Origin of the sequence: Actinomadura spongiicola (assembly GCF_003432485.1) — a bacterium.
Lineage (GTDB): Bacteria > Actinomycetota > Actinomycetes > Streptosporangiales > Streptosporangiaceae > Spirillospora > Spirillospora spongiicola.
The window spans coordinates 94,819-119,567 of the sequence record NZ_QVNQ01000004.1; the positions used below are offsets into that span (position 1 = coordinate 94,819).

At 72.0% G+C, this 24,749-nt stretch carries 16 protein-coding genes; 6 read left to right on the forward strand and 10 right to left on the reverse strand.

The window, feature by feature from the left end; genetic code table 11:
• Positions 1-119: 119 nt before the first annotated feature.
• Positions 120-3,263 carry a M14 family metallopeptidase gene (locus tag D0T12_RS13260; protein ID WP_117399874.1) on the reverse strand — a complete coding sequence of 1,048 codons (3,144 nt, stop codon included), beginning with the start codon at positions 3,261-3,263 and terminating at the stop codon, positions 120-122.
• A gap of 337 nt (positions 3,264-3,600) precedes the next feature.
• Here D0T12_RS13260 and D0T12_RS13265 point away from each other — a divergent pair, with 337 nt between their 5' ends.
• The 3 genes from D0T12_RS13265 (at position 3,601) to D0T12_RS13275 (ending at position 9,678) form a co-directional block, all read left to right on the forward strand.
• Positions 3,601-6,069, forward strand: coding sequence for an ATP-binding SpoIIE family protein phosphatase (locus D0T12_RS13265; RefSeq protein WP_117399875.1), 2,469 nt, complete (start codon positions 3,601-3,603; stop codon positions 6,067-6,069).
• Positions 6,070-6,184: 115 nt separating this feature from the next.
• Positions 6,185-7,057: a hypothetical protein gene (locus D0T12_RS13270; protein ID WP_233526035.1), complete on the forward strand. Its 873-nt coding sequence runs from the start codon at positions 6,185-6,187 to the stop codon at positions 7,055-7,057.
• A gap of 1,685 nt (positions 7,058-8,742) precedes the next feature.
• A complete protein-coding gene (locus D0T12_RS13275) occupies positions 8,743-9,678 on the forward strand; it encodes a hypothetical protein (RefSeq protein ID WP_117399876.1) in 936 nt (311 codons plus the stop codon).
• On the opposite strand, the gene D0T12_RS13280 is transcribed toward D0T12_RS13275, so the two are convergent.
• The 6 genes from D0T12_RS13280 to D0T12_RS13305 form a co-directional block, all read right to left on the reverse strand.
• Positions 9,679-10,560, reverse strand: a complete 882-nt coding sequence (locus tag D0T12_RS13280) for a hypothetical protein (protein ID WP_117400409.1) — start codon at positions 10,558-10,560, stop codon at positions 9,679-9,681.
• Between the two features lie 117 nt (positions 10,561-10,677).
• Positions 10,678-12,294, reverse strand: a complete 1,617-nt coding sequence (locus D0T12_RS37155; protein WP_117399877.1) for a sporulation protein — start codon at positions 12,292-12,294, stop codon at positions 10,678-10,680.
• A 387-nt stretch (positions 12,295-12,681) separates the two neighbouring features.
• Positions 12,682-14,040 (reverse strand): M16 family metallopeptidase, encoded by a 1,359-nt coding sequence (locus D0T12_RS13290; RefSeq protein WP_117399878.1) that lies wholly within the window; start codon positions 14,038-14,040, stop codon positions 12,682-12,684.
• A complete protein-coding gene (locus D0T12_RS13295) occupies positions 14,037-15,293 on the reverse strand; it encodes a M16 family metallopeptidase (protein WP_117399879.1) in 1,257 nt (418 codons plus the stop codon). Before D0T12_RS13295 ends, D0T12_RS13290 begins: the two co-directional genes overlap by 4 nt.
• A 236-nt stretch (positions 15,294-15,529) precedes the next feature.
• Entirely contained in the window at positions 15,530-15,883 is a 354-nt protein-coding gene (locus tag D0T12_RS13300; RefSeq protein WP_117399880.1) for an STAS domain-containing protein, read from the reverse strand.
• An 84-nt stretch (positions 15,884-15,967) separates the two neighbouring features.
• Positions 15,968-16,582 (reverse strand): ATP-binding protein, encoded by a 615-nt coding sequence (locus D0T12_RS13305; RefSeq protein ID WP_233526036.1) that lies wholly within the window; start codon positions 16,580-16,582, stop codon positions 15,968-15,970.
• Between the two features lie 271 nt (positions 16,583-16,853).
• On the opposite strand from D0T12_RS13305, the gene D0T12_RS13310 reads away from it, so the two are divergent.
• Both D0T12_RS13310 and D0T12_RS13315 read left to right on the forward strand, forming a co-directional pair.
• Positions 16,854-17,675: a helix-turn-helix domain-containing protein gene (locus D0T12_RS13310; protein ID WP_407642086.1), complete on the forward strand. Its 822-nt coding sequence runs from the start codon at positions 16,854-16,856 to the stop codon at positions 17,673-17,675.
• Positions 17,672-17,926 (forward strand): DUF397 domain-containing protein, encoded by a 255-nt coding sequence (locus tag D0T12_RS13315; RefSeq protein WP_407642083.1) that lies wholly within the window; start codon positions 17,672-17,674, stop codon positions 17,924-17,926. The genes D0T12_RS13310 and D0T12_RS13315 overlap by 4 nt, the downstream gene beginning before the upstream one ends.
• Positions 17,927-18,146: 220 nt before the next feature.
• Here D0T12_RS13315 and D0T12_RS13320 read toward each other — a convergent pair whose 3' ends face one another.
• Complete coding sequence (locus D0T12_RS13320) at positions 18,147-19,925, reverse strand: serine/threonine protein kinase (RefSeq protein ID WP_233526037.1); 1,779 nt, start codon at positions 19,923-19,925, stop codon at positions 18,147-18,149.
• Between the two features lie 128 nt (positions 19,926-20,053).
• Between D0T12_RS13320 and D0T12_RS13325 the strand changes: the two genes are divergently transcribed.
• The gene (locus D0T12_RS13325) at positions 20,054-20,707 is read left to right on the forward strand and encodes a TetR/AcrR family transcriptional regulator (RefSeq protein WP_233526038.1); all 654 of its coding nucleotides are present in this window, start codon (positions 20,054-20,056) and stop codon (positions 20,705-20,707) included.
• 73 nt (positions 20,708-20,780) lie between these two features.
• Here D0T12_RS13325 and D0T12_RS34855 read toward each other — a convergent pair whose 3' ends face one another.
• Positions 20,781-20,963, reverse strand: coding sequence for a hypothetical protein (locus tag D0T12_RS34855; protein WP_147339492.1), 183 nt, complete (start codon positions 20,961-20,963; stop codon positions 20,781-20,783).
• 167 nt (positions 20,964-21,130) lie between these two features.
• Positions 21,131-24,592, reverse strand: a complete 3,462-nt coding sequence (locus D0T12_RS13330; protein WP_117399883.1) for an AAA family ATPase — start codon at positions 24,590-24,592, stop codon at positions 21,131-21,133.
• Between the last annotated feature and the right edge of the window lie 157 nt (positions 24,593-24,749).

The following is a 24,749-nucleotide window of genomic DNA, read 5'->3' on the forward strand; positions in this document are numbered from 1 at the left end:
TGACCACGTGTCGTTCATCACATGCTGCTGCGCCGTTAACTGATCTTGCGGTATGGGGACCCGGGCCCGGGAGCCCGGCGTGGCCGGGCTCCCGGTGTCCGTTCTCCGGGGTCGTCGGGTCAGTCGAGCAGGTGGTCGAGTGCCCTGGCGATCAGGGCGCGCTGGTCCGCGGCCTGCTCGACGCCGAAGCCGAGCAGGACGGTGTCCCTGGTCGCGACCGCCGAGACGGCGTCGATCTGTGCCTGCGCGCGGACGAACTCGGTCGTGTTCCCGGGGCTTCCGGGCGGGGCGCCCTTGACGGCCCACGGGCCGAGACCGGATTCGAAGCCTTCGGCCTCAGGCTGCCCGCCGGACGTGGTGATCTTCGTGTCGTCGATGAACAGCCCCGTTCCGCCGGATCCGGGGTCGCTCACGTAGGAGATGGACACCTCGACTTTCTTGCCCGCGTAGGCGGACAGGTCGAACGCGACGGGAACCCAGCCGTTGGAGTTGCCGGTGATGGCGTTCCACTGGCCCGACGTCCCGGTGTTGCGGCAGGGATTGCCCCCGGTCAGGTAGTGGCCGAGGAACGGGTGCATGGCCAGGAGGTAACCCTGTTCGCAATCCGTCGGGACGTTGGTGCTCGTCCGGCCGTTCTTGTCGGCCAGCGTGGTCCAGTCCTCGGCCCCGGCGGTGTGCGCCTCGACGATGATGTTGTCGTAACCCGTCTCGGTGCTGTAGGAGAGCTGGGCCTGGAGGGTCGGCGCCTGCGCGGCGGTGACCGTGGACAGGTCGACCGTCCGGGTCAGTCGCCGATAGCTGGCGTCCTCGTGCGCCCCGGCCACGTACCACTGGCCCTCGATGGGTTCGGTGGGCGCGGCCGCGCCGGTGTAGTCGCCCGCCTTCCAGCTCTTGAACTGCGGGAAGTCGTCCTTGGGCAGGACGGTGGAGGTGACCTGGAATCCGCCCGCCTCGTTCAGGGGGTTGGACGGGGTCCCGGTCAGTTTCGAGGTGAGGTTCTTGTACGGGGTGTCGGTACCGGTGAACGCGGTCGGTGCGCCGACGAGTTGCCTGTCATAGGCGCCTAGGTAGTACTGGAAGAAGTCGTCCGACAGCAGCTCGCAGTCGTCACGGAAATTGCTGGTGACCACGCACGGCTTCTCGGGGTGCCCCTTCAGGCCGTAGAAGATGCCTCCGCCGTTGAGACGGCTGACCGGGCCGTAGTATCCGGTCGTCTCACCGGCGTGCAGGAGCTTCCCGCCCTCGTTCAGGTAAGAGCGGACCGACAGGACGAGGTCCTTCGCGCGGTCGGCCACCTGCGAGTCGGGCTGGTCTCCGAGGTAGGTCTTCACCGGGTCGTCGGCGGGGTCCTGGGTGAGACGGTTGTCGCCCAGGTACCAGACGGCCGCGTCGAAGTGGCCCAGAACGCCGAGGTCATGCGGGACGCCGTCCTTGTCGATGTCCCAGACGAGCGGCTTGTGCTTGGCGGACTTGACGAGGTCGGCGTACTGCTGGGCGTAGCGGGGCTTGTTCGTCCCGGCCGGGTACTTCGGATTGATTCCGGTGTAGTCCTCGTCCGCGATGATCAGGACATCGGCCTTCTGCTGGTCACGGACGGTGTAGGTGAAGTGCTTGCTCTCGACGACGCGGATGCCGTCCTTCCTGCCGCTGAACCACACCTCGACCTTGTCGCCGGGCTTCTGCCGTCTGACCTGGCCGCGGAACTCGCCGTAGTAGAGGTCGTTCTCGTCGCCGTACCGCTCGCCGCCGTCCCACTCGTGCACGCGGGTGGTCTGCTCGCGGCCGCCGTTGATCCGGTAGTGCAGCTGCTTGTGGCTCAACGACCTGCGGATCACCGAGGCGACCTCCTGCGAGCCGCCGTACGACGTGGTGAACGCGTCGGTCTCGAAGTCGGGCGTGGTCCGGCCGACGGGGGAGACGGGCTCGTCCGGGTTCTGCGCGGACTTGCCGACCGCGAGGGCGAACGCCAGGTTCTTCTGGAACTCCTTCTGGACGAGCGTCTCGTCGTCCGGGAACTCGAAGACGCTGCCGCAGTTCTCGGGCTCCCACTCGTCGTCCGGGTCGGACCGCGAGGCCGTCACGCAGGTCGCCATCTCCGGCGTGATCGACAGGGCGCCGTAGTGGTTGTCGGCCTGCCCGTCGGTGTCGCCGTTGGTGGTGTACAGCTGCGCGCCGAGCTCCGGGGTGTAGCCGGGGACGGCCGGGTGGTCGATGTCGCCGAGCAGCGCGTCGTGGATCACGTCGTCGGGGCTGCGGGTCAGCGCCTGCCAGCCGACCCCGTGCAGCAGCAGCTCCGCGGCCGAGTGGTAGTTGATCAGGTAGGCCGGGCGGAGCCGCTTGTAGAGGTTCATCTGCGCCCGGGTCTCGGGCTCGGACGCCGGCGACTTGCCGCGGTAGGTCTGGCTGGCGGGCTGCGGCGAGGAGCCCTCGTTGTCATAGCCCCACTTGTGGGGGAAGTTGCGGTTGAGGTCGATGCCGTCCGCGCCGGTGATCTGGCCGTCGCCGTCGTTGTCGCGGACGTTCTTGCGCCAGAGCCGGAACCCCTCCGTGAACGTCAGGTCGTAGCCGTCGACGTTCACGACCGGGACGAACCACAGCTCGGTCGAGTCGATGATCTTGGTGATCTCGGCGTTCTCGCCGTAGCCCTCGACATAGTGGTGCAGCAGCCGGCGCACCATCTCCGGCGTGATCCACTCGCGGGCGTGCTGCGCGGCCTGGTAGACCACGACCGGCCTGTCGGTCCGCTTGTGCCGTGCCACGTCCTTGGTGACCCGGACGGCGGTGATCGGCTTGCCCTGGACGGTCTCGCCGATGTCCACGGCGGACGCGATGGACGAGTGGTCGGCCGCGACCTTCAGCAGCTCCTCGCGGAGGTTGCCGGGGCCGGTGTAGGGGCGGAACACCTTGGGCGCGGCCGCCTTGGCGCGCTGCCTGGCGTCCTTGCCGCCGACCTTCTTCACGGTGAGGCCGAGGCCGTGCCGGTTGAGCGCGGCGGCCTGGGCGGCGCTCATGACGGCCTCGACGTGGACGCCGCCCTTCTTCTTGCTCTTGGAGAACCGGACGTCCTCGCGATCGAGACCGGCGGCGTTGAACAGCTTCACCTGGGCCGCGTCGAGGTCGGCCGCGTAGACGTCGACCGCGGCGCCCGCGCCCGGGGGTCTCGGGGCCGCCTCGGCGGGAGTCGCCGCCAGCGTTCCGAGCAGGAGCGCGGCGGCGGCGAGGAGGGGGGTGAGTCTTCGATGTCGGAACAGCGTGCGCGACATGGCGCCTCCCTGACGGCGATCACAACGGGGGGTCGCGTGATCTTCTGCCGAGGAAAGAAGGGTGTCAATGGGCCTTTAGTGCCTTATGCCGCATTCGGTCATTGCCGGGGTCGGCCACGGGGGCTCGGCGCCGGTCACGAGCAGGCGAACCGCCGAAACCGCCTTTCCGCCCTGGCCACTCCTGGCCCCTCGCGCGCCCGGTCCATGACGGAGCGGCCACCTCCGGCCGGACGAGTTCCGCGGACTCCCAGCGACGATCCGCTTACACGAGGTAACGTCTCCTTTACCAAGAGTTGCCGGGAGCGCCTTTGCCCTCACTCTGGAGGAGGGAGACCGCGTGGTCATCGCCGACCTGCTGGGTGTCGCCCGGATGGCGGCCATCACCCTCGACGACGACGGCCGGATCGCCCACTGGGACGACACCGCGACCGACCTGTTCGGCGTCGGACGGCGCGAGGCCGTGAGCCGCCCACTCGGTCTGCTGCTGCGGCTGCCGCCCGAGGTCCGCGGCGTCTTCGAGCCGGAGATCTTCGGACATGTGTGGTGCGGCGCCTGCACCGTTCCCCGCGTCGACAACGGCGAGCCCGTCGAGGTCGCCTGGTGGGTGTACCCGATCGAGGCGGGCGCCCCGTGCGGCGGCCGGAACGCGCCGGGCGACGGGAACCGGGACGTCCGCGTCCTCGCCCTGGCGGCCGACCTGCGCAGGCTTCGCACGGACGGTCCCGGCGTCACCATCGGCGACCAGCCCGTCGAAGCGCCCGACGGGTGCGCCCGGCGCGCGTCCGGGGCGCGGCTCCTGCGTGTCGAACCCGTGCTGGCCACACCGTCCGTGGAGCCCGCCTCCGCTCCCTACGCCGGGCCGTTCGCCGCCCGCCTGGCCGAACTGATGCCGGGCGTCGGGGCCGCCATGTCCGAATGGCTCGCCTCGCGGGTGCTCGGCCTCGGCTGCCCCGCCGTCTCGCTCGGGGTGACCGTCCCGCTGCCGATCGTCCCCTACACGGGACGTGCGACGCCCGTTCCGAACCCCGGCTCCGCCACGTCACGTCCGCAGCCGTCCCAAAGTTCACGCCCGGACGCGACGCGCCCGCCCCCCGACCCGAGTCCGTGCCCTGAGAAGGGATTGGAGACGATGGCCGTGCGGGAACCCCTGACCTATCTCGGCGAGGCCGGACAGCAGATCGGCAGCTCGCTCGACCACCTGCAGACCGCCCGGACCCTGGCCGAGGTGCTCGTGCCGCGCCTCGCCGACTACGCCGCCGTCGAACTGCTCGAATGCGTCGCCACCGACTCGGCGCCGCCCGCCGCCCAGATCGACGAGACCACGCAGATGCGCCGCGTCGCGGTCGTCCACAACGACGAGCCCGGACGCTGGGACGACGCCGTCCCCGCGGGCGAGCCCCTGCTGCTGCCGCCCGCCAACCCGTTCGTCCAGGCCATGCGGACGGGACGTCCCGTCCACATCCCGCGCGTCGGGGCCAAACGGGCCGCCGAGCTGTCCGCCCTGCTGGGCGACCGCGACCTGCGTCCGCTGTTCACCGGCCGGGCGCTGCTGGTCGTCCCGCTGATCGCGCGGGGACGGGTGCTCGGCACGTTGAAACTGCTCCGCAAACCCGACCGGCCCGCGTTCGGCGACCTCGACCTCGCCATGGTGGACGAGCTGGCCCGCCGCGCCGCGCTGTGCATCGACAACGGCCGCCTGTACCGGCGCGAGGTCCAGGTCGCCGAGGAACTCCAGCGCAGCATGCTGCCCGACGACCCGCCGGACGTCGCGGGCGCCCGCGTCCGATACCGCTACCGTCCCGCCGAGCAGGCCGTCAACGTCGGCGGCGACTGGTTCGACGCCATCCCCCTGCCCGGCTGCCGGCTCGGCATCGTCGTCGGCGACGTGATGGGCCACGGCCTCACCTCCGCCGCGATCATGGGCCAGCTGCGCACCGCCGTCCGGACCCTCGCCGCCGAGGACATGCGGCCCGCCCGGCTGCTGCGCCAGCTCGACGGCCTCGCCCGCCGCCTCGGCGAGGGCTACCTCGCCACCTGCCTGTACGCGGTGTACGACCCGGTCGAGCGGCGCTGCACGCTCGCCAACGCCGGGCACGTGCCGCCCGTCCTGGTGTCGGCGCTCGGCGACAGCCGCGTCCTGCCGCTCCCGTCCGGTGTGCCGATCGGTGTCGGCGGCGAGCCGTTCGAGGCGATGGAGATCGAGGTGGAGGACGGGGCACAGCTCGTCCTGTGCACGGACGGCCTGCTGGAACGCCGCGACCGCGACATCGAACAGGGCCTCGCCGAACTGCGGGAACGCCTCGTCGACGCGACGACCGACCTCGACCTGACCTGCGACTCCCTCCTCGACGGCCTCGCCGCGTCCACGCCCGCCGACGACATCGCCATCGTGGCGGTCGGCTTCGACGGGATCCCCAAGGACGACGTCGGCACCTGGTCCCTCGACCCGGAGCCGAGCACCGTTCCGTGGGTGCGCTCGCAGGTCGCCGGGAAGCTCGCCGAGTGGAACCTCGAAACGCTCACCGACACCGTCCAGCTGCTCGTCAGCGAACTCGTCACCAACGCGCTCGTCCACGGCGCGGGCGCCATCGATCTCCGCCTGATCAAGGGCCTGAACCTGCTCTGCGAGGTCTACGACGACGGCGCCGACCTGCCGAGACTCCGCCACGCCGACGCCACCGACGAGTCCGGCCGCGGGCTCCAGCTGGTCAGCCACCTGTCGTCCCGCTGGGGAACGCACCGCGCCGAACGGGGCAAGGTCGTCTGGTTCGAACACGACTTCCCCAGACCGCGCCCGCCGGGATAGCGACCGCATGTCGGCCATGCGAGCCAATTGTCCCATTCGCGCCAGTTAGTTTTCTCCGGGCCCGTCCGGTCTCATCGATATCGTTGACATGCGCCGAGGCCCCACGGGGGAACAGTTGGGTGAGAAACTTACGCTGCCCGTTCCGGAAACGCTCTACGGCACCTACGCCGTGGCGCTTCCCGAGCCCATCACCGACCCCGCCCAGTTGGCCCGCGACGAGGTGGCCCGACGCACTGCCCCCCCGCTCCGCGACCGTGTCCTCGCCATGCTCGACAGCCCCATGCTCACCCTGGACCAGCGCCCGACGGCGGACTTCCCACCGCTGCCCCGCGACCTCCTCGCCGCCTACGGCACCGCCACCTCCGACCTGGCGGCCATCGACACCGCCGCCCACCTCCTCGCCGTCCGCGCCGCCTACCGTCCGGGCCATCCCCCCGCGCACGAATGGTCGGCCCGCGCGGTCGCCGGCGCCGTCGCGGCCGCCCTGGCCACCCCGGTCATCGACGTGTTCACCCCCCAGGTCCTCGTCTTAAGCCACCTCGAACGCTCCCTGCCCGGCCCGGACGGCACCGTCCGGCTCACCGATTGGATGCTCCTCCCGCACAGGTCCGGCCCACGCGGCTTCTTCTTCAGCACCAGGGGCCTCGCCCGATACGGCCTCCCCGAACTCCAGACCGAGGACGTCCCACCCGCCCTCGTGGTGGAGTGGGGCCGCCTCCTCAACGGCCTCGCGCTCCGCGTCCTCGAACTCTGGCTGGACGAACTGCGCGTCGACCAGCCGTCCGTCATCGACCTCCCCGAGATCGTGTCCGTGGGCCTCCGCGACATCGCCGCGGCCGAGGGTGCCGACGACCCGTCCCCCCGCGAGGTGGCCGTCCGACTCCGCCTCGACCGCTCCCCGGACCTCGCGCTCGTCGTCCTCCCGGCCGAGGACGACCTCGAATCCCTGTGCGCCACCCTCTTCGGCCCATCACAAAGCCACCGATGACCTTGCCCATGATCTTGATCTGAGCGCAGGATCGACACGTGAGATTCGGCCCGCGTGACCGTAGCCCCGACCCCGAGGACCCCGGCACCCCGGACCCCGACCCGACGCCACCTCCCGGCCCCTACCCGGAGGACGTCCACGTGGCGGGCAGAAGCTCCACCCCCAGACCCGAACCGACCGTCACGGACTGGCAACCCGTCCAGCCCCCACCGCAACCGCCCACACCGTCCGACCCGACCCCGCCCGACCACCCCCTGGCCTCCCAACCGTGGACCCCCCACACCCGCCCCCCATCGCCCGGTGGCTCACCGTCAAGTTGGGCGCCACCCCGCCCACCCGAACCACCAACTGCCGAGACAGGGCGCCCGACATCGGGCGAACGCCAGACGCCGCCGCCGTTCGGGTCACCTGAGCCGTCGACCGGTGAGGCGTCGCAACCCGCGCCCCCCAACGTGCGCCCGTCCTCGGCCGGTGGCTCACCGTCGGGGTGGACGCCGCCCCGCCCGCCCGAGCCGCCCGTCGAAGGACCGCGGCCTCCAGAGTCGGGAGGACGACCGGCGCCTCCGCCGTTCGGGTCAGCTGAGTCGTCAAGCGGTGAGGCTTGGCGGCCTGTGTCCGCAGACCCGCGCCCGTCGTCGGCGGGTGGGTCACCGTCGGGTTGGGCGCCGCCCCGCCCGCCCGAGCCGCCCGTCGAAGGACCGCGGCCTCCAGAGTCGGGAGGACGACCGGCGCCTCCGCCGTTCGGGTCAGCTGAGTCGTCAAGCGGTGAGGCTTGGCGGCCTGTGTCCGCAGACCCGCGCCCGTCGTCGGCGGGTGGGTCACCGTCGGGTTGGGCGCCGCCCCGCCCGCCCGAGCCGCCCGTCGAAGGACCGCGGCCTCCAGAGTCGGGAGGACGACCGGCGCCTCCGCCGTTCGGGTCAGCTGAGCCGTCGACCGGTGAGGCTTGGCGGCCCGCGTCCGCAGACCCGCGCCCGTCGTCGGCGGGTGAGTCACCGTCGGGTTGGGCGCCGCCCCGCCCGCCCGAACCACCGACTGCCGAGGCAGGGCGTCCAGCGTCAGGTGAACGCCCGGCGGCTGCGCCGTTCGGGGTAACTGGGCCGTCAAGCGGTGAGGCTTCGGAGACGCGTCCGTCTGCGGGTGGTGGGTCAGCTTCGAGTTGGGTGCCGCATGGGACGGCCGAGTCGTCGACCGGTGGGGGAGGGCGGCGTCCAGTATCGGGCGAGCCTTCGGTGCCGGTGGGGGAGTCACCGGCGGCTCGGGCGCCTGCTGAAACGCCGACCGATGAGGGCACGGGGGCTTCGGCTTCGAATGTGCGGAACTCATCCGCCGGTGGGGCGTTGGGGTGGGCGCCGCGTGGCGCGACCGGATCGACGGGTGGCGAGGGAGCGCGGCCTTCAGCGTCGGGGGAGCAGCCGGCGGCTGCGTCGTTCGGGTCAGGTGAGCCGTCGAGCGGTGAGGCTTCGGAGTCCTTGGCTTCGGACGCGCGACCGTCGTCGGGCGGTGGGGCATCGTCGGGTTGGGTGCCGCATGGGGCGGCCGGGGCGTCGTCCGGTGGGGGAGGGCGGCGTTCATCATTGGGCGGGTCATCGGCGGCTGAGCCGTTGGCCGGTGGGGCTTCGGGGTCTTCAGGGTCGGGTGGACGGGCGTCGTCGGGGTGGAGGCCCCATGGGGCGGAGGAGGATCCGTTGTCCTGGGGGCTGCGCGACGCGGGGAGCGCGTCGCGGGAGGCGGGTGCCGGGGCGTCGGAGGCGCCGCCGTCATGGGGGCGGACCGGGGGACGTCACGAGCGGGTCGACGAGCCGTTCCTGCCCGGGAAGGGGTTGGCGGTCGCGCCGCCCTCGGTGACGGAGCCTGATCCGCTGCCGCGTCCGCGGGCGATCGTGGATCCGGGGCGGCGCCGGGCACAGGCGGACGCGTTCGTCGCCGAGTTCGTCGGCGGTGCGACCTGGCGGGCGACGCTCGCGGTGCTGGACGGAGCGTTCCCGGGGCTCGGCCTTGCGGCGACGCTGTCACGCCGGACCGATGAACTGTGGCGGATGGTGGACGCCGCCGACCGGAGGGCCGCGGTCAGGCTCGGTGTCCCGCTGTGGCTGGACGACGCGGGCATGGTGTTCGACCTCAGCGCCCACCTCGGTGTGCGCGCCGTCCGGGCGCCGCTGGCGGGGCGGACGGCGCCGCCGCGGGCGTCCAGGCCGTACGCGGGGGCGTTCGTCATCGACACGCTCGATCCGCTGCGGTACCACCGGGCCGTGGGCGGGCCGCGGGCGCCGCGTGCCCTGGCGGGTGACCATGTGCTGCCGGTGCCGGACGACGTCGAGGACGACGACACCGGTGTCGTGATCGTCGCGAACCTGCGGTCGGCGGGGGTGCGGGTGCTGGACTCGGCGGCGCTGTGGCGGTACGCGAGCCAGATGATCACGGACACGTTGCATGAGGCGGCGCGTCCGGAGACACGGGTTCGGGCGCGCAGGGCGCTGCGGGCGTTGCGGCATGTCGTCGTCGTCGACCCGGACCTCGGGCTCGGGCTGTGCCTCCAGGTCGACGTGGCGCGTGTGCCGCGGTGCCTGCTGGCGTTCGGCGTGGACCGGACGGAGGGCCTGTCGCGCTTCGTCCGGCCTTGATCACTCGTCGGGGCGCAGCCAGGACAGGTCGCTCTGCCGGTCCGTGGGAAGGGCGCGGATGAGGTCCACGAGTTGCCGCGGTGGCGCGGGCGGCGCGTCACCGTCCGGGACGACGCCGCAGACGAGCGCGTCCGCCGTTCCAGCGGCGGTGAACGGGCCGAACTGGACGACGCCGCCGCCGCGCAACGCCGCCAGCTCGGCGAGCAGCGCGTTGAGGGCGGTCGGATCGTCCGGCGAGTCCATGCCGCGGACGTGGGCGAGGAGGTCTTCGGCGAGCGCCTCGGGGCGGCGACCCGAGAGGTGGTACACCGTTCCGCGGTAGGTGCCGGTGGCCTGCGCGGCGCGCTGGTCGCGGACCCGGACCCGGAGCCCGTACTCGGCGGCGCAGCGCTCGTAGGCGCCGGCGAGCAGCGTCTCCGCCTCGCCCTCCTCGCTGAGCAGGACGCCGGTGACGACGCCCTCCTCGCGGTCCAGGCGGTCGAGCATCTCCCGGTGGAGTTCCACGACGTCCCGCTCCACCGCGTCCAGCGAGCGGGCCAGCGCGCGCTGCGCCTCGCGGTCGAGGTCGAGACCCGCGACTTCGCCGGACAGGTCGCCGAACTGCTTCTCCAGCCGCTCCACCCGGCCGGTGATGGAGTCGAGCCGGTCGAGAAGATCGGTGGGCGGGTCCTCGGGGTGCTGCGGCGGGATCGGGATGCCGGCGGGTTCGGTCGCCTCGTCCACCACCGCCTTCAGCGTGTCGTGGCGGCGCGCCAGCTCCGACACCTGGCCACGCAGCTCACGCAGTTCCGCCTGGGCGCGGGGCAGCCGCTTGTCGGACGCCAGGTACAGTTCGCGTCCGGCGATCGCGAGGCAGAGCAGCACCAGGATCACGGTGGTCATGGTCACGACGATAACCATCCGCGGCCCGATTAACCGAGAGCGCGGCGGATCTCGTCCGAATGGCCCGGCAATATCCGGTGGCGTGTCGCCACCGGAAACCATCGGGCGCGTTGCCGGTCAGCCGAAAAGGCCGCCCAGAAGGCCGCCGAGGATCTCCGCGGCGCCACCCGCGATCTCCCCGGCCACATCGCCCGCGACCCCTCCGGCGACGTCGGCGGCGACGTTCCCGGCGATCTGGCCGGCGGCCTGGCCCGCGTATCCGGCGATCGCGTTGCCGAACGCGTCCACGGGATGGCCCGCGACGTAACCCGCCGCGTTCTGCGCGTATCCGGCCGCGTCGCCCATCGCGCCGATCGCCATGCCGCCCGCGATCCCGGCCGCGGCGGCACCACCGACCACACCGGCGGCGGCGCCGTACCCGCGGTGCCCGTGGTGGCCGGGCGGACCGTGGTGGTGGACGTGCGCGGGCGGCTGCCCCGGGTGCCCGTGCGCCGCGGGCGGGTAGGGCATGGGGCCCGCCGGGAGTGGCGCGGCGTGCGGCGGCGGGTAGGCGCCTCCCTGCCCGGGCATCGGGGGCGGCGGTGGGCCGCCGGGCGGCGCGTGGCCGGGCGGGTGGTGAGGGGGAGGTGGGGCGTGACCGGGCGGCGGGGGAAGCGGCGGGCCGCCATGACCCGGCATGGGGGCGTGGCCGGGGAGGCCGCCCGGAGGCGGCGGCGGAAACGCCTGCCCTGGGTGGTGACCCGGTGGACGGGCCGGTCCGGGCGGCGGCGCGTGGCCTGGGGAATGCATGGCCGCGGGCGCGTGGCCCGGAGCGGGCGCGGGCGGCGGGACGTGCGCGCCTCCCGGGTGACCGTAGTCTCCGGGCCCGCCGTAGGACGCGGCGGGCCGTGCCGCCGGTGGTGGCGGCGGGAACGGCGACCCGCCACCCGGAGGCGGCAGCGGGCTCCCATGGGCGGCGCCGCCGGCCGAGCCGGAACGGGACGAGCGCGGCAGCGCGACCGCCGCCTTAAGCCACTGGTTGATCTTGGCGTTCCAGTCGGTCTCGGCGGCCTCCGCGTGCGACACCTGGAAGACGCCGAACGACTCGTCCGTCGGGGTCTTGCGGTCCTCGGCGCGGAGCACGAAGGCCATGCTGCGCGGGCTGGCGACGAAGCTCAGCCCGACCTTCTCGATCCGCCCCGCGTACGCGGACGGCGGGTTGAGATGGATCTCCTGGTGGAACGGAAGCTGCTGGGAGACGCCCCTCAGCTTGGACGACTCGAACGTGACGTTGGTGATCTGGAAGCCGAGCCGGGCGATCGCGGCGAGCACCCACTGCTGCGACTCCAGCGGCTCCACGGAGATCGGGTCGATGTCGCCCGGGTCGGGCTGCCCCTTGGCGTCGACCTCCGTGCACATGCCGATGGTGAAGCCGGGCAGTTCGTGGCCGAGCACGGTCGTGAACGGCAGCTCGTACGGCAGCGGAATGGAGAACGACAGGTCGCGCTGCTGCGCGGCGTCCAAGCGGAACCCCCGAGTAAGGGCGCCCCGGTACACCTCGGGTCCGGCCGTCTCACCGCCGTAGCCGTTCTGCATGCGCGGCATGAGCGCGAGCGTCACATGGCGGATCTCCACCGGTCCGGCACCGCCGCGCAGGTGCACCTTGCCCGCCACGACGCCGCCGGGTTTGCAGTTCGGCTCCGACAGGATCGTGTCGACGGACGGCCCGCCGCCTGCCATCTGTCCGTAGGACACCGGCCGTTCCCTTCTCCCGACGGCGAGGACGTTCCTCGCACCAGTCGTGCGCACGGCTTTCCGCGACACCCGGTCACGGATTCCGGCCCATACATATGGGACTCACTCCACCATGCCACTGGTTCACCCCGCGAGCGGATCCCGCACCCATTTCACCCGAGGACATCCCAACTCGCCACCCGCCCACCCAGCGCAACGCCCCCCGCCTACGCCCGTCTTCCGTCCCCGCCCCGGCGACGCTCAAGTCGCCGGGGCGGGTGTACCGCACGACGTTTCGGCTGCTCACCGCGTCTCGAAGTGTGCAGCTGAGCTGCGTGGGGTGCCTAATGGTTTTCGCGGTTGTGCGACGGTGTGGGTGGTCGCAGCGTTCTTAGGGTGCGGGGGAAGTTACTCCTTGGCGGTTATGGTCACCGGGGCGTAGCCGAGTTTTTCCAAGGGTTCGCGGATTTGGGCGGCGTCGCCGACGGCGATGACGGTCAGGGCCTCCGGGTCGATGTGTTCGCGGTAGGCGTGGACGACGCCGTCGGGGGTGGAGGCGCGGACGGCGGCCAGGTAGGCGCTGGGGTAGTCGGCGCCGAGGCCGCTGGCGGACACGTCGGCGAGTTCGGCGGCGACGGCGCGGGCCGTCTCGTACTCGGCCGGGGCGCGGTCGGCGAGGGCGCGGACGGACGCGCCGTGCTCGTCGGCGTCGATGCCCCGGGAGACGATGCCGCGCAGTTCGGTCAGAGCGTCCGTGACGGCGTCGGCGGTGACCTCGGTGTGGACGGCGCCCTGGGCGATGAACACCCCGCAGTGCCGCATGCGCAGCAGGCCCGCCCGCATTCCGTAGGTGTAGCCCTTCTCCTCGCGCAGCACCGCGTTGAGCCTGGACGTGAGGCCGCCGCCGAGGACGTGCGAGGCGACCGTCAGTGACGGCCAGTCGTGGTGGGAACGGTCGGGGACGCCGTGCCCGAAGGCGAGGTAGGTCTGCACGGAACCGGGACGGTCGACGACGACGATCCTGGCGGCCGACTCGGGCATGATCCGGTCGGCGGTGGGCAGCCCACCGGTGCCCGCCCAGCCCGTCAGGGCGGCCGTGAGCGCCGCGTCGGCGTCCGCCCCTGAAAGATCGCCCGCGACGACCGCGGTGGCCTCGGCGGGCACCACGGAGGCGTAGAAGTCGCGGACGTCGGAGCCCTGGAGCGCGTCGACCGAGGCGCGGGAGCCGCCGGTGGGACGGGACGCGCGGGCCCGCGCCGGGAACATCACGGCGCGCACCTCGCGCATGGCTCGGGTGCCGGGGTCGGCGTCCTCCTGCGCGATCTCCTCCAGGCGCTCGCGGACGAGACGGCGGACGTCGGCGTCGTCCAGCGCGGGGCGCCGGACCACGGAGGAGAACAGGTCGAGGGCCTCGTTGAGCCGCGTCACCGGGACGTCCAGCGCGATCCGCAGCGCGGTCAGGTCGGCGGACGCGTACAGGCTGGCGCCGAGCCGTTCGAACGCGGCGGTCAGGGCGGTGCCGCCGCCGGGCTCGGTGCCCTCCAGCAGTGCGCGCGCCGCGAGGGTGGCGACGCCGTCGAGGTCGTTCGGTTCCCGGCCCGCGCCCGCGTGCAGGACGAGCCGGACGGCGGCCAGGCGCCGTCCGGGCAGGTCGCAGCGAAGCGTGCCGGGACCGGCGGGAACACGGCCCGCGGTGGCGGCCGGGAACGCCCACGCGGGGACGGGCCCCGGGACGGGACGGGGCTGGAGGTTCAGTCCGGTGCTCACGAGGCGCCTCCGTAGGTCAGGGCGGTGCGGGCGCCCGGCCCGAGCCACCGGCCCGCCATCTCCTTGATCGCGTCCGCGGTTACCGCGGCGGCGCGGCCGGGGGCGGTGAAGACGCGGGCCGGGTCGTCGAACTGCGTGGCGTTCTGCGACAGGGCGTTGGCGAGCCCCGTGACGGTCTCGGTCTGCTCCAGGAAGCCGCGCTCGGCCTGTGCGGTGGCGCGGGCGGTCTCGTCGGCGTCCGGGCCCTCGGCGGCGAACCGTTCGAGTTCCTCGTCCAGCACGGCGGCGATCTTGTCCGGTTCCGGCCCGACGGCGTCCACGATCGCGAGGGACGGGCCGGACGCCAACCGGGTCACGCCCGCCCACACCTCGGTGGCGATCTCGTCGCGCCGCACCATCCGGTCGTACAGGCGGGAGCCGGAGCCGCCGCCGAGGATCTCGACCGCCAGCTCGGCGGCCTCCACGTCGTCGCCGCCGTCGGTGGGCAGGGTGAACATCGCGAAGTAGGCGGGGGACGGGACGTCCTCGTCCAGCAGCTCCTCGCGGACCCCGGTCAGCGGGCCGAGCTCACCGGACCGGGCGGGAGGCTTCTCCGGGCCCGTGGGAATGCCGCCGAAGTAGCGCTCCACCGCCGCGATGGTCTTCTCCGGGTCGACGTCGCCGACGACGGACAGGACGGCGTTGCCCGGCGCGTACCAGGTGGCGAAGAAGTCGGCGCAGTCGTCGAGCGTCGTGGCGTCCAGGTCTTCCATGGAGCCGATCGGGGTGTGCGCGTACGGGTGCCGCTCGGGGAACGTCAGCGCGCACAGCCGCTCGAACGCCGTCCCGTAGGGCTGGTTGTCGTAGCGCTGGCGCCGTTCGTTCTTCACCACGTCGCGCTGGTTGTCGAGGTTGGCCTGGGTGAGCGCGGCGGGCAGCGTGCCCATCCGGTCGGCCTCCAGCCACAGCGCCAGCTCCAGATGGCTGACCGGGACCGTCTCGTAGTAATTGGTGCGTTCAAAGGACGTGCTGGCGTTGAACGCGGCGCCCGCGCTCTCCAGCAGCGCCGCGTGTTCGCCTTCCGCGACGTTCGCCGAGCCCTGGAACATCAGGTGTTCGAAGAGGTGGGCGAGGCCGGTGCGGCCGGCCCGCTCGTGCCGCGAGCCCACCCCGTACCAGATGTTCACGGCGGCCAGTGGTACGACATGGTCTTCGCAGACCACCACCCGGAGGCCATTGCCGAGCGTGTGCTCATGCAGCGGCTGTTCTGCCACGGAGCGCTCCCGTCCGTTCGATGGGTCGGCTGCAGCACCGCGCGCTCGGCGGGACATGCCCAGGCGGCGGGCTTGATCTCGGTTTCACCGTACCGGGTGGGCGCGGCCGTGGGCGCGTCCGCGTGAACTGTGGATGACTTCGGCGACCGGCTGCGACGGCGTGACCGGAGCGGCCACGGTCGGACGAGTGGAGACGCCGCGACGGAGGTGGCGTCAGGAGGCCGCGCGGCCGGCGTTCACGAGGTGGCGGACTCGTGGGCGGCGATGGCGTCGTCCAGTGACCGGTACAGGACGAAGATCTTGGTGAGCTGGGTGACATGGAAGACGCGGCGCACCCGGTCGTTGACGCCCATGAACGACATGGAGCCGTCGCGTGCGCGGAGCCGGTGGTAGACGCCGACCAGCACGCCGAGGCCGGTGGAGTCGAGGAAGGTGACCTCGCCGAGGTCGATGACCAGGTGGGAGCCGCCGTTGTCGATGATGTCGAGCAGGGCTTCCCGCAGGCGAGGACTGGTGAAGACGTCGATCTCACCGTTGATCTTCACGATCGTGAGGCCCTTTTCGACACGGTGCTCGACGGCGAACTCCACCGATGCTCCTCTCTGCCGGTCATCTCCTCATGACCCGGGTGGGGAACTTCTTGTTACCCGTGTGGCCCGCCGTTACGCCCCGGTTCAGGCGGTGTGGAACAGTGCCCACACCACCTTGCCTCGCGGCAGCGTGCGCCACCCCCATCGGGCGCTGAACGACTCCACGAGATGCAGGCCGCGCCCGGTTTCGGCGATGTAGTCCGGTTCCCTTCGGCGGGGCGCGGCACGGCTCGCGTCCAAGATTCCGCAGAGCAGCCAGTGGGTGTCGAGGCCGAGCCGCAGCCTGATCGCCGACGGCGCGGAGCCGAGTGGGTCGGCCGGGTCGCCGTACACGCCCTCGTGGTGTACGGCGTCGCCCGGCCGACCGCTCGTCCCCCCGCTGTGGCGCAGGGCGTTCGTGACGAGTTCGGACACGACGAGGCCCACGTCGTCGACCAGGTTCGGCAGCCGCCATTCGAGCAGGCGGGACACCGCGAAGTGACGGGCGGCGGTGACCGATTCCGGGTCCGGTTCGACGGTGTAGGAGACCGTGGCGCCCCGCAGCTCGGTCAGCTCCCTGACGGCCGCGTCCAGGCGTGGCGGCAGGTCGGAGGCCTCCGGGACGGGGGCCGACGGCGCGGCGCGGTCGTACGGGTCGGCCGGCCCCGCTACGGGGCCGAGCTCCCACCGCGTGTCGTCGTGCGCATGGCGTGACGTCATTCCAACCGGACCCCGCAGAGTGATCTCGTTGTGCAGCCGTGCTCGGAAGTCTCGTGCGTTATCCTGCGCATCGTAGCGTGCGAATGCAAGGCCCAATGCACGTGCATCTGCGCCGGGAGGGTGCGGGGAGGCGCGGACGCCACGGAAGTGATCGGAGGTAGCCGCAGGACACAGACGCCAGTGACACACTAGGTTCGCTGTCCGCCGAATAGCCGGGAGGTTGGGCGTGACTCCAGAGACGCCGGGAAGCGGGTCGACGGTTCGCCGGATCCTGCTCGGGTCACAACTTCGCCGTCTGCGTGAGCAGAAGGGCGTGACCCGTCAGGACGCCGGCTACGTCATCCGCGCGTCGGAGTCGAAGATCAGCCGCCTGGAGCTGGGGCGAGTCAGCTTCAAAGAACGAGACGTGGACGACCTGCTCTCGCTGTACGGCGTCAGCGACGCGACTGAACGCGAGGCGCTGCTACAGCTTGCGCGGGAGGCCAACACCCCCGGATGGTGGCACCGGTACAACGACGTGTTGCCGAACTGGTTCCAGACCTATGTCGGTCTGGAGGAGTCGGCGGCGATGATCCGCACGTATGAACTGCAGTTCGTCCCGGGACTGCTGCAGTCGGAGGGGTATGCGCGAGCGGTGATCCGCCTGGGCAACGCCGGAGCCACGGCACAACAGATCGAACAACGCGTGGAACTTCGCCTGCGACGGCAGGAACGACTCACGGGCCCGGAAGCACCGCGCCTGTGGGCGGTGGTGGACGAGGGGGCGCTGAAGCGTCCCATCGGAGGCCCGGAGGTGATGCGGGGACAGTTCGAACACCTCATCGAGATGTCGAAACTGCCGAACGTCACCATCCAGATCATGCCGTTCAAGTTCGGGGGCCACGCCGCCGAGGGAGGCGCGTTCACGATCCTGCGCTTTCCCGAGCAGGACCTGCCGGACGTGGTTTACGTCGAGAACCTCACCGGCGCGATGTACCTGGACAGGCGCGACGACGTCGACACCTATCTGCAGGCGATGGAACGTCTGTGCGTCGACAGTGCGACCCCGGAGAGCACCGTCGAGCTTCTCGGTGATTTTCTCAGAGAGACATGATGCTCCGAACCGACTACGACAACGGGATGCCGGCCGCCAACCTTCACGGGGCCCGGTGGCTGAAGTCCCGGCGAAGCAATTCCCAGGGGAACTGTGTTGAGATCGCCGAACTGCCCGACGGGCAGGTGGCGATGCGAAACTCCCGTCATCCCGACGGTCCCGCTCTGATCTACACCCGCCCTGAGATCGAGGCGCTCATCCTTGGAGCCAAGGACGGCGACTTCGACCATCTCATCGCATCCAGTAACTGAAGACCGCCAACGAAAGCCGATGACCGGCGAACGGCCGCCGCCCGAGCGTGCTACAGGAGAACGAGGTTCTTACCTCGGCGAGCGGCCCGACGGTCAGCCGAACGGCGACGGGTCGACCCGGTGAACCGAATGTCGACCCGTCCGCCGACGAACAAGGGCCACCCGCAATGAGGGTGGCCTTCTCGTTTCAGGGCACGCGCCGCGCGTGCGCCTTCTGTGTCTAGCCGCAATTGCCGTAGGGCGCGGTACCGCCGTTACCGCCGAACCGGACGCACGTGCCGGGCGCCTGCACGTACACCGGCCCCGCGTACCAGGCGAACGAACCGCTGTCGGCGATCTTGCTGCCGCCCTTCTTCTGGATCCACGTCGACACCGGTGATTTCGTGCCCACCTTCAGCGTCTTGATCGTGACCGCGCAGTTGTAGGTGGAGCTGTTGTAGAGCAGATAGGCGGTGCCGCCGGGAACGCCCAGCGAACGTTGCACGTAGTAGCCGCTCCCATGGCCGCCGCTGTTGCAGACCTGCTGCGGGCTGTACTTGTTCGCCGGCTCCTTGGGGGCCGTGCCGCCGCCTCCGCCGCCTCTCGACGGTGTGGAGCCGCCGTCCTGTGGCGTGCCCGGCTTCTTGGACGAGTTCGGGTTCGCGGGGTTCCGGCTCCGGGTGCCGTTCGGTTGTCCGGGCTTGGTGTCCGCCGGGTTCCGGGCCTCGCCGCCGGGGCTCGCCACGGTCCCGGGGCCGCCCCGGGCCCCCTGGTCGTCGCCGGACGCCGCCCGCTGGTCCTTGCCGTCGCCGGCACCGGCGCTCGTCGCCGCCCAGACGGCACCGCCCGCGATGACGGCCGCCACCGCCGCGGCCGCCGCGACCGGGATGAGCCGTCCGCGCCTCCCGTCGCCCCTCCCAGGACCAGGGGACGGCGTGCCCTGCGCGTACCCGCCGGGTCCCTGGGGCGGCGGCTGCTCGGCGAAGGGATGGGGGTGCGGTGCCGTCCTGTGCCGGGGGCCCGTGGGGTCCGTGACGCGGTCGGACGGCAGGACCGAATCGGCCCGCGGGCCCGTCGAAGCCGGAGGGGTGTGCTGGGACATCGCCGGGAAGGCGGGCAGCGGCTGCACGGGCGGAGCGGACACGGGGGTCGCGGACGCGGACATGCCGCTGGCCGCGCCGACGAGACGCTCCTGGGCCTCCCGCGCCGTCGGACGGAGCGCGGGATCCTTCGCCAGGCACGCCGCGACCAGGTCGCGCATCGGCCCCGACAGGTCGCCGAGATCCGGTTCACCGGTCAGGATCCGGTGCATGACCATGGCCATCTCGTCGTTGCCGAAGGCGGGACGTCCCGTGGCGGCGAAGGTCATGGTCGAGCCCCAGGCGAACATGTCCGACGCCGTGCTGACCTGGCCGCCGGTGAAATGCTCGGGCGCCATGTAGGCGGGCGTGCCGACGTTCTGCGTCTCGCCGGCGGCGTCCAGGGCGCGCGCCACACCGAAGTCGATGACGCGGGGCCCGTCCGGGCCCATCACCACGTTGTGGGGTTTGAAGTCGCGGTGGACGATCCCGGCCTGGTGGATCGCCGTGAGCGCGGTCAGGGTGCTGATGGCGAGCCGTTCGAGAGCGCCGCCCGTGCGGGGGCCGTCCGTGCGCACCACCTGGTGAAGGGACAGGCCGCGGACGTACTCGCTGACGATGTAGGGCCGGTCACCGGCGACGTCGGCGTCGATGACCTGGGCCGTGCAGAACCGCGCCACGCGCTTGGCGACTTCGAGTTCCCGGACGAAGCGTGCCCGGGCGGCGTCCTCACCGGCGAGACCGCCGTGCAACAACTTGATGGCGACATAGTCCCCGGCGGGGTCATCGGCCGGACGGAATTCGGTCTCACTGGCCGGACGGCCCAGGAACACCGATCCCTGCCCGCCCTCGCCGAGGCGGCCCAGGATCTCGTACCCGCCCAACCGGGTCGGATCGCCCGACCGCAGCGGCAGGGCGTCCGGCATCGTCCTGTCCGTCACACCACTCGCTTCCCGTCGCCTTCGGCTGATCGGCAGTGCACCAGCCTAGGCCAGATGATGATATGTGCTTTGCACGGCGGTTGATCACCAGGGTGGTACCGCGACGCTAAAAGGACTACAGTCCGTATATGGGGGAGGGGATGTCCATGGACCGTGGTCCGGCCGGTGGGAGACGCGTCGACCTGGAACTGATGCGGACGCCGCCGCCCCGGGAGCGGGCGGACGCCGCGCGCAACCGGGTCAAGGTCCTCGAAGCCGCCGCCGCGCTCTTCGCCCGCCATGGCGTCGAGTCGGTCTCGATGGACGCGATCGCCGCGGCCGCGGGCGTCGGCAAGGGAACCCTCTTCCGCCGGTTCGGCGACAAGGCGGGCCTGGCCGCGGCCCTCCTGAACGAGCGCGAACGCGACCTGCAGAACGCGATCCTGTCCGGCCCGGCCCCCCTCGGCCCCGGCGGCGCGGACACGGCCGTCCGGCCGTCCGAACGCCTGCACGCCTTCGTCGACGCCTACCTGGACTACGTGCTGGACCACCTGTCCCTGGTCCGCATGTCGGAGACGGCCTCGCCGGGCGCGCGCTACCGCATCGGCGCCTACGGCTTCTGGCACCGGCACCTGACGATTCTGCTGGACGAGACCGTGCCCGACGCGGAGGCGCTGGCACACGCCCTACTGGCCGCCCTCGGCGCGGAGCATCTCACCGCGATGGTCGAGAACGTGGGACCGGTACGCACACGCGCCGCCGTCCACGCCGCCTTCGACACGCCGAACTCCGAACCTCGTTGACGCCTGCCGGGCGTACCGACGCCACCGGACGGGATTGCGGTGCCCGCGGTGGCGGTGGGGTCGTGGTGGTGGGTCAGGCCGGGTCGGGGCTGGGGCGTCGGGTGCCGCGTTCCGCCCGGCCGTCTGCTTTGCCCGGCGGACCCTCCTGTGCATGGTTCTGTTCCAGGCGCGCGGCGACCACCAGGGCACGGAGCGAGGTGGTCTTCATCCGGTCGCGGGGGGAGTGGGGGCGGGTCCTCGGAATGCTGCTCGGCACGGTTGACCTCCATGGGGGCTGGACCTGAGTGCTACCCGGCCGACCGGATCTCGCACGTTGGTTGCAACCGCAAGGTCTTTTGGGCTATTCCGAGTGATCGTTCCAATTGGGCGCCGTGTGGAACCGGCCGCCGCCGTGGCGGCGACCGGCGCGAACGGCGGTGCCGGTCAGAGGTACATGCCCGGTGCCTTCGGGGACTCCGGCCCGGTCATGTGCAGGTCCTCGGCCTTCAGGGTGCGGAGTTCGTCCGCGTCCGACGACGTGGCGAGGCGTTCGGACTGCGCGGCGACGGCGCGGTCGAGGAGGTTGCGGATGAGTCGCCCGTTGCCGAAGGACGGCCCGCGCGGCACGTCCCGGAGCAGGCCGCGCAGCCGCGCCGGCACGTCCGCGGCGAGGGTGAGGCCCTCCGCGCCGGCTAGGCGGCTGAAGATCTCGACCAACTCGTCGTCGGAGTAGTCGGGGAAGGCGATGCGCTTCGGGAACCGGGATTCGAGTCCGGAGTTGGCGGCGAGGAAGGCGTTCATCTCCCGCTCGTAGCCCGCCGCGATGACGACCAGGTCACCGCGGTACTCCTCCATGAGCTGGACGAGCGTGGCCACGGCCTCCTGCGTGTAGGCGTCGCCGGTCAGGGAGTACGCCTCGTCGATGAACAGGACACCCCCAAGGGCCTGCTCGACCGCGGCCCGCACGCGCGGGGCCGTCTGACCGGTGTAGGACCCGACGAGATCCGCGCGGGAGACCTCGACAAGGTGCCCGGACGAGAGCAGGCCGAGGTCGGCGTACACGGCGGCGACGAGACGGGCGACGGTCGTCTTGGCCGTCCCCGGGTTGCCGGTGAACACCATGTGCCGGGTCGGCGCGCCGACCGGCTGCCCGGCCGAGCGGCGCAGGTCGGCGGCGCGGACCTCGGCCGCGAGCCGTCGCACCTCCTGCTTGACGTCCGTGAGGCCGACGAGGGCGTCCAGTTCGGCGAGCGGGTCGGTGACGGGCCGGACGCGGGCGGCGCCGGAGAGCGTGTCCGGGACGTCCTCGGGAAGCAGCGCCGAAAGGTCCTCCGGGGTGGGGTCGGTCAGCGCGGTCACGCGGCGGGCCTGGAGGGCCGTCGCGCGCTCGCACAGGTTGCGCATGGCGCGGGCGTTGCCGAAGGAGCGACCGCGGGGCGCGCGGCGCAGGAGTTCGGCGACCCGGTCCCGCACGCCCGCCTCCGGGCGCAGCCCGGTGGCCGCGGCCCGCGCCTCGAAGATCTCGATGAGCTCGGCGTCGGTGAAGTCGGGGAAGCGGACCGTGCTGGGGAACCGCGACGCGAGACCGGGGTTGGACGCCATGAACCGCTGCATCTCGCGCTCGTAGCCCGCGATGACGACGACGAAGTCGTCGCGGTGGCCCTCCATGAACTTCAGCAGCTCGGCGATGGCCTCGGGACCGTAGTCCTCGTCCACGCCCTCCTGGACCAGCGAGTACGCCTCGTCGATGAACAGGACGCCGCCGACGGCGCGCCGCGCCACGCTCCGCGTCTTCACGGCGGTCTCGCCGATGTAGGTGCCGACGAGCGAGGACCGGGACGCCTCGACCAGATGCCCGGACGAGAGCACGCCGAGGTCCTTGAGGACGCGGGCGAGCAGCCGGGCGACGACGGTCTTGCCGGTGCCGGGGCTGCCGGTGAACACGGTGTGCCTGGCGGGCGCGTCGGCGGCGGGCAGCCCCGCGTCCCGGCGCAGCTTCGCGGCCTTCGCGCCGGCGACGATCAGCTCGATCTCGTGCTTGACGGCGCCGAGGCCGGTGAGGGCTTCCAGCTCGGCCATCGGGTCGGCGCCGGGCGAGTCGAACGACGCGGGGATGTCGGAATGCCTGACGACCAGTTCCTGGCCGGGTTCGGTCCGCTCGCGCACCGAGTCCACGACGATGTCGGCGAGGCGCTGCGCGAGCCGGGCGTTGCGCAGGTTCCGGACGGGCGTCGCGTCGGCGAGCACCCGCCCGGCGGCCGTCAGGGCGCGCTTGTGCGCACGCGCCCCGCGCTGCTGGACGGCCCGGTTGAACAGTTCCGCGTGCCCTTCGGCGGTGAACGGGTGCGTGCGGACCACCTGGAACCGCAACGCGAGCCCGGGGTTGAGGTCGCGGATCAGGTCGTCGCCGCCGGGCTCGCACAACACCACGACGTGCAGGTCGTCATGGACGTCGATCGCCCGGTGCAGCTGTTCGAGGCTGGCCTCGCCGCTGCGCTCGTCCCTGGAGATGTCGTCGAGACCGTCGATGACCATGAGCCGGACCCCGTCGCTGTCGCGGGCCTCGCTGTACAGCTGCGACGTGGCGGCCGAGATCTCCTTGCCGGCGAAGAAGTCGTCGGACAGCCACAGGGGCGGGTCGGTGATGCCGTGCCGCTGGACGAGCTGGACGATCTCCTGGGCCGCGTCGCGCTTGCCGGTGCCGTCCGGACCGACGATCATCAGCCGGACCGGTCCCGGCCCGTTGGCGATGTCCTCCAGCGCGGCGACGACCTCCGGCTGGCCGATCAGCCCGGTCTCCACCTTCGTCCGGCCGCGGGCGCCGCGCGGGCGGGACCGGGACGCGCCGAGGTTCGCGGCGAGCGGGTTGACGATCCGGCGGCGCGGGGCGAACAGCCGCCGGACGTCCTCCTGGAACCCCTGGATCGGGATCCATACCCGGTCGGGGCCGACCGGCGGACCGGGAAGTCCCTGGACGGCGCCGGTGAAGCGCATCGCCATGTCGAGCCAGCCGCGGCAGGCGTCGACGGCACCGGCGCCGACGGCACGGGCGAGCCAGGCCCACTCGTCCAGCGACCACGCTTCCCGGTCGAAGGAGTCGCGTGCGTCCTCGAACCGTCCGAGCAGTTCGCCGTACCGGTCCTCGGTGAGGACGACGGACAGTTCGGCGGGCACCTGCTCCAGACCGGCCTGGAGCAGCAGGCGCACGAGCAGGTCGTCGGCGGTCTCGCGGTGGGGGGCGACCTGGCGCAGGTGTTCGTGGACGGGCAGCAGACCCGAGCACACCCATTCCAGGTGGCCGATGGGCCCGGCCAGTTCGGGCAGCGCGGCGACGACGTCGTCGCTCGCCCGCGCCGCCCACAGGTCCCGTCGCTGGTCCAGCGGAAGCTTGAGCCAGTCGCCGGGCGGGGGGTTCTCGTACAGCTCCACCAGAGCCCGGCGGCGGGACTCGAAGGGTTCCAGGCCCTCGAAGACGCCGAGCGACTCGCGCGCCAGGGTCAGCGCCAAGTCCTGGTCGCCGCAGTCCTCCAGCCACTCGAACGCGCGGAACTCGCCCGATAGAGCGCTCCAACCGTCCCTGCTGTGATCGGTGTCCGCCGGTCCGTCCAGGTAGCGCCTGAATAGCTCGCTGTACAGGTGACTGAAGGTTCCGGAGTAGACGGCGGCGGCACCGGGCAGGTAGGCGAGGGTGCTGATCATCTCGGCGGCGACCAGTGGCGCGGGGTTGGTCATCATCGCGTGCCGGTCCGTCGTCAGCGCAACGCAGCGGGGGTCCTTGACGAGGGCGTCGACACGGTCCCGGATCTCCTCGTACAGGCCGTCCGGTACGCGCCACGGCCCGGCGGCGTACAGGTCGATGACGGGTTCGTCGGACACGAGAAGTTCCAGCTGTTCCGGCAGCCGCACGGCCGTCCCCCCCTGATCACAGCGAGCCTGGCCGGACACCTTATCGACGAGAACGGACGGCCGCCGACGTCAACGAAAAATCGCAAGATCTTCCTTCTTAGCGGAATTCCGAAGCAATGCTGACGATCTCGTGCGGGTTCCAGGCTGCCGCGACCGC

Coding starts and splice junctions, on each gene's coding strand:
- D0T12_RS13315 (WP_407642083.1), top strand. CDS start 17,672: ATGATGCTCCGAACCGACTACGACAACGGGATGCCGGCCGCCAACCTT.
- D0T12_RS13260 (WP_117399874.1), bottom strand. CDS start 3,263: ATGTCGCGCACGCTGTTCCGACATCGAAGACTCACCCCCCTCCTCGCC.
- D0T12_RS13325 (WP_233526038.1), top strand. CDS start 20,054: ATGGGGGAGGGGATGTCCATGGACCGTGGTCCGGCCGGTGGGAGACGC.
- D0T12_RS13280 (WP_117400409.1), bottom strand. CDS start 10,560: ATGACCACCGTGATCCTGGTGCTGCTCTGCCTCGCGATCGCCGGACGC.
- D0T12_RS13305 (WP_233526036.1), bottom strand. CDS start 16,582: ATGACGTCACGCCATGCGCACGACGACACGCGGTGGGAGCTCGGCCCC.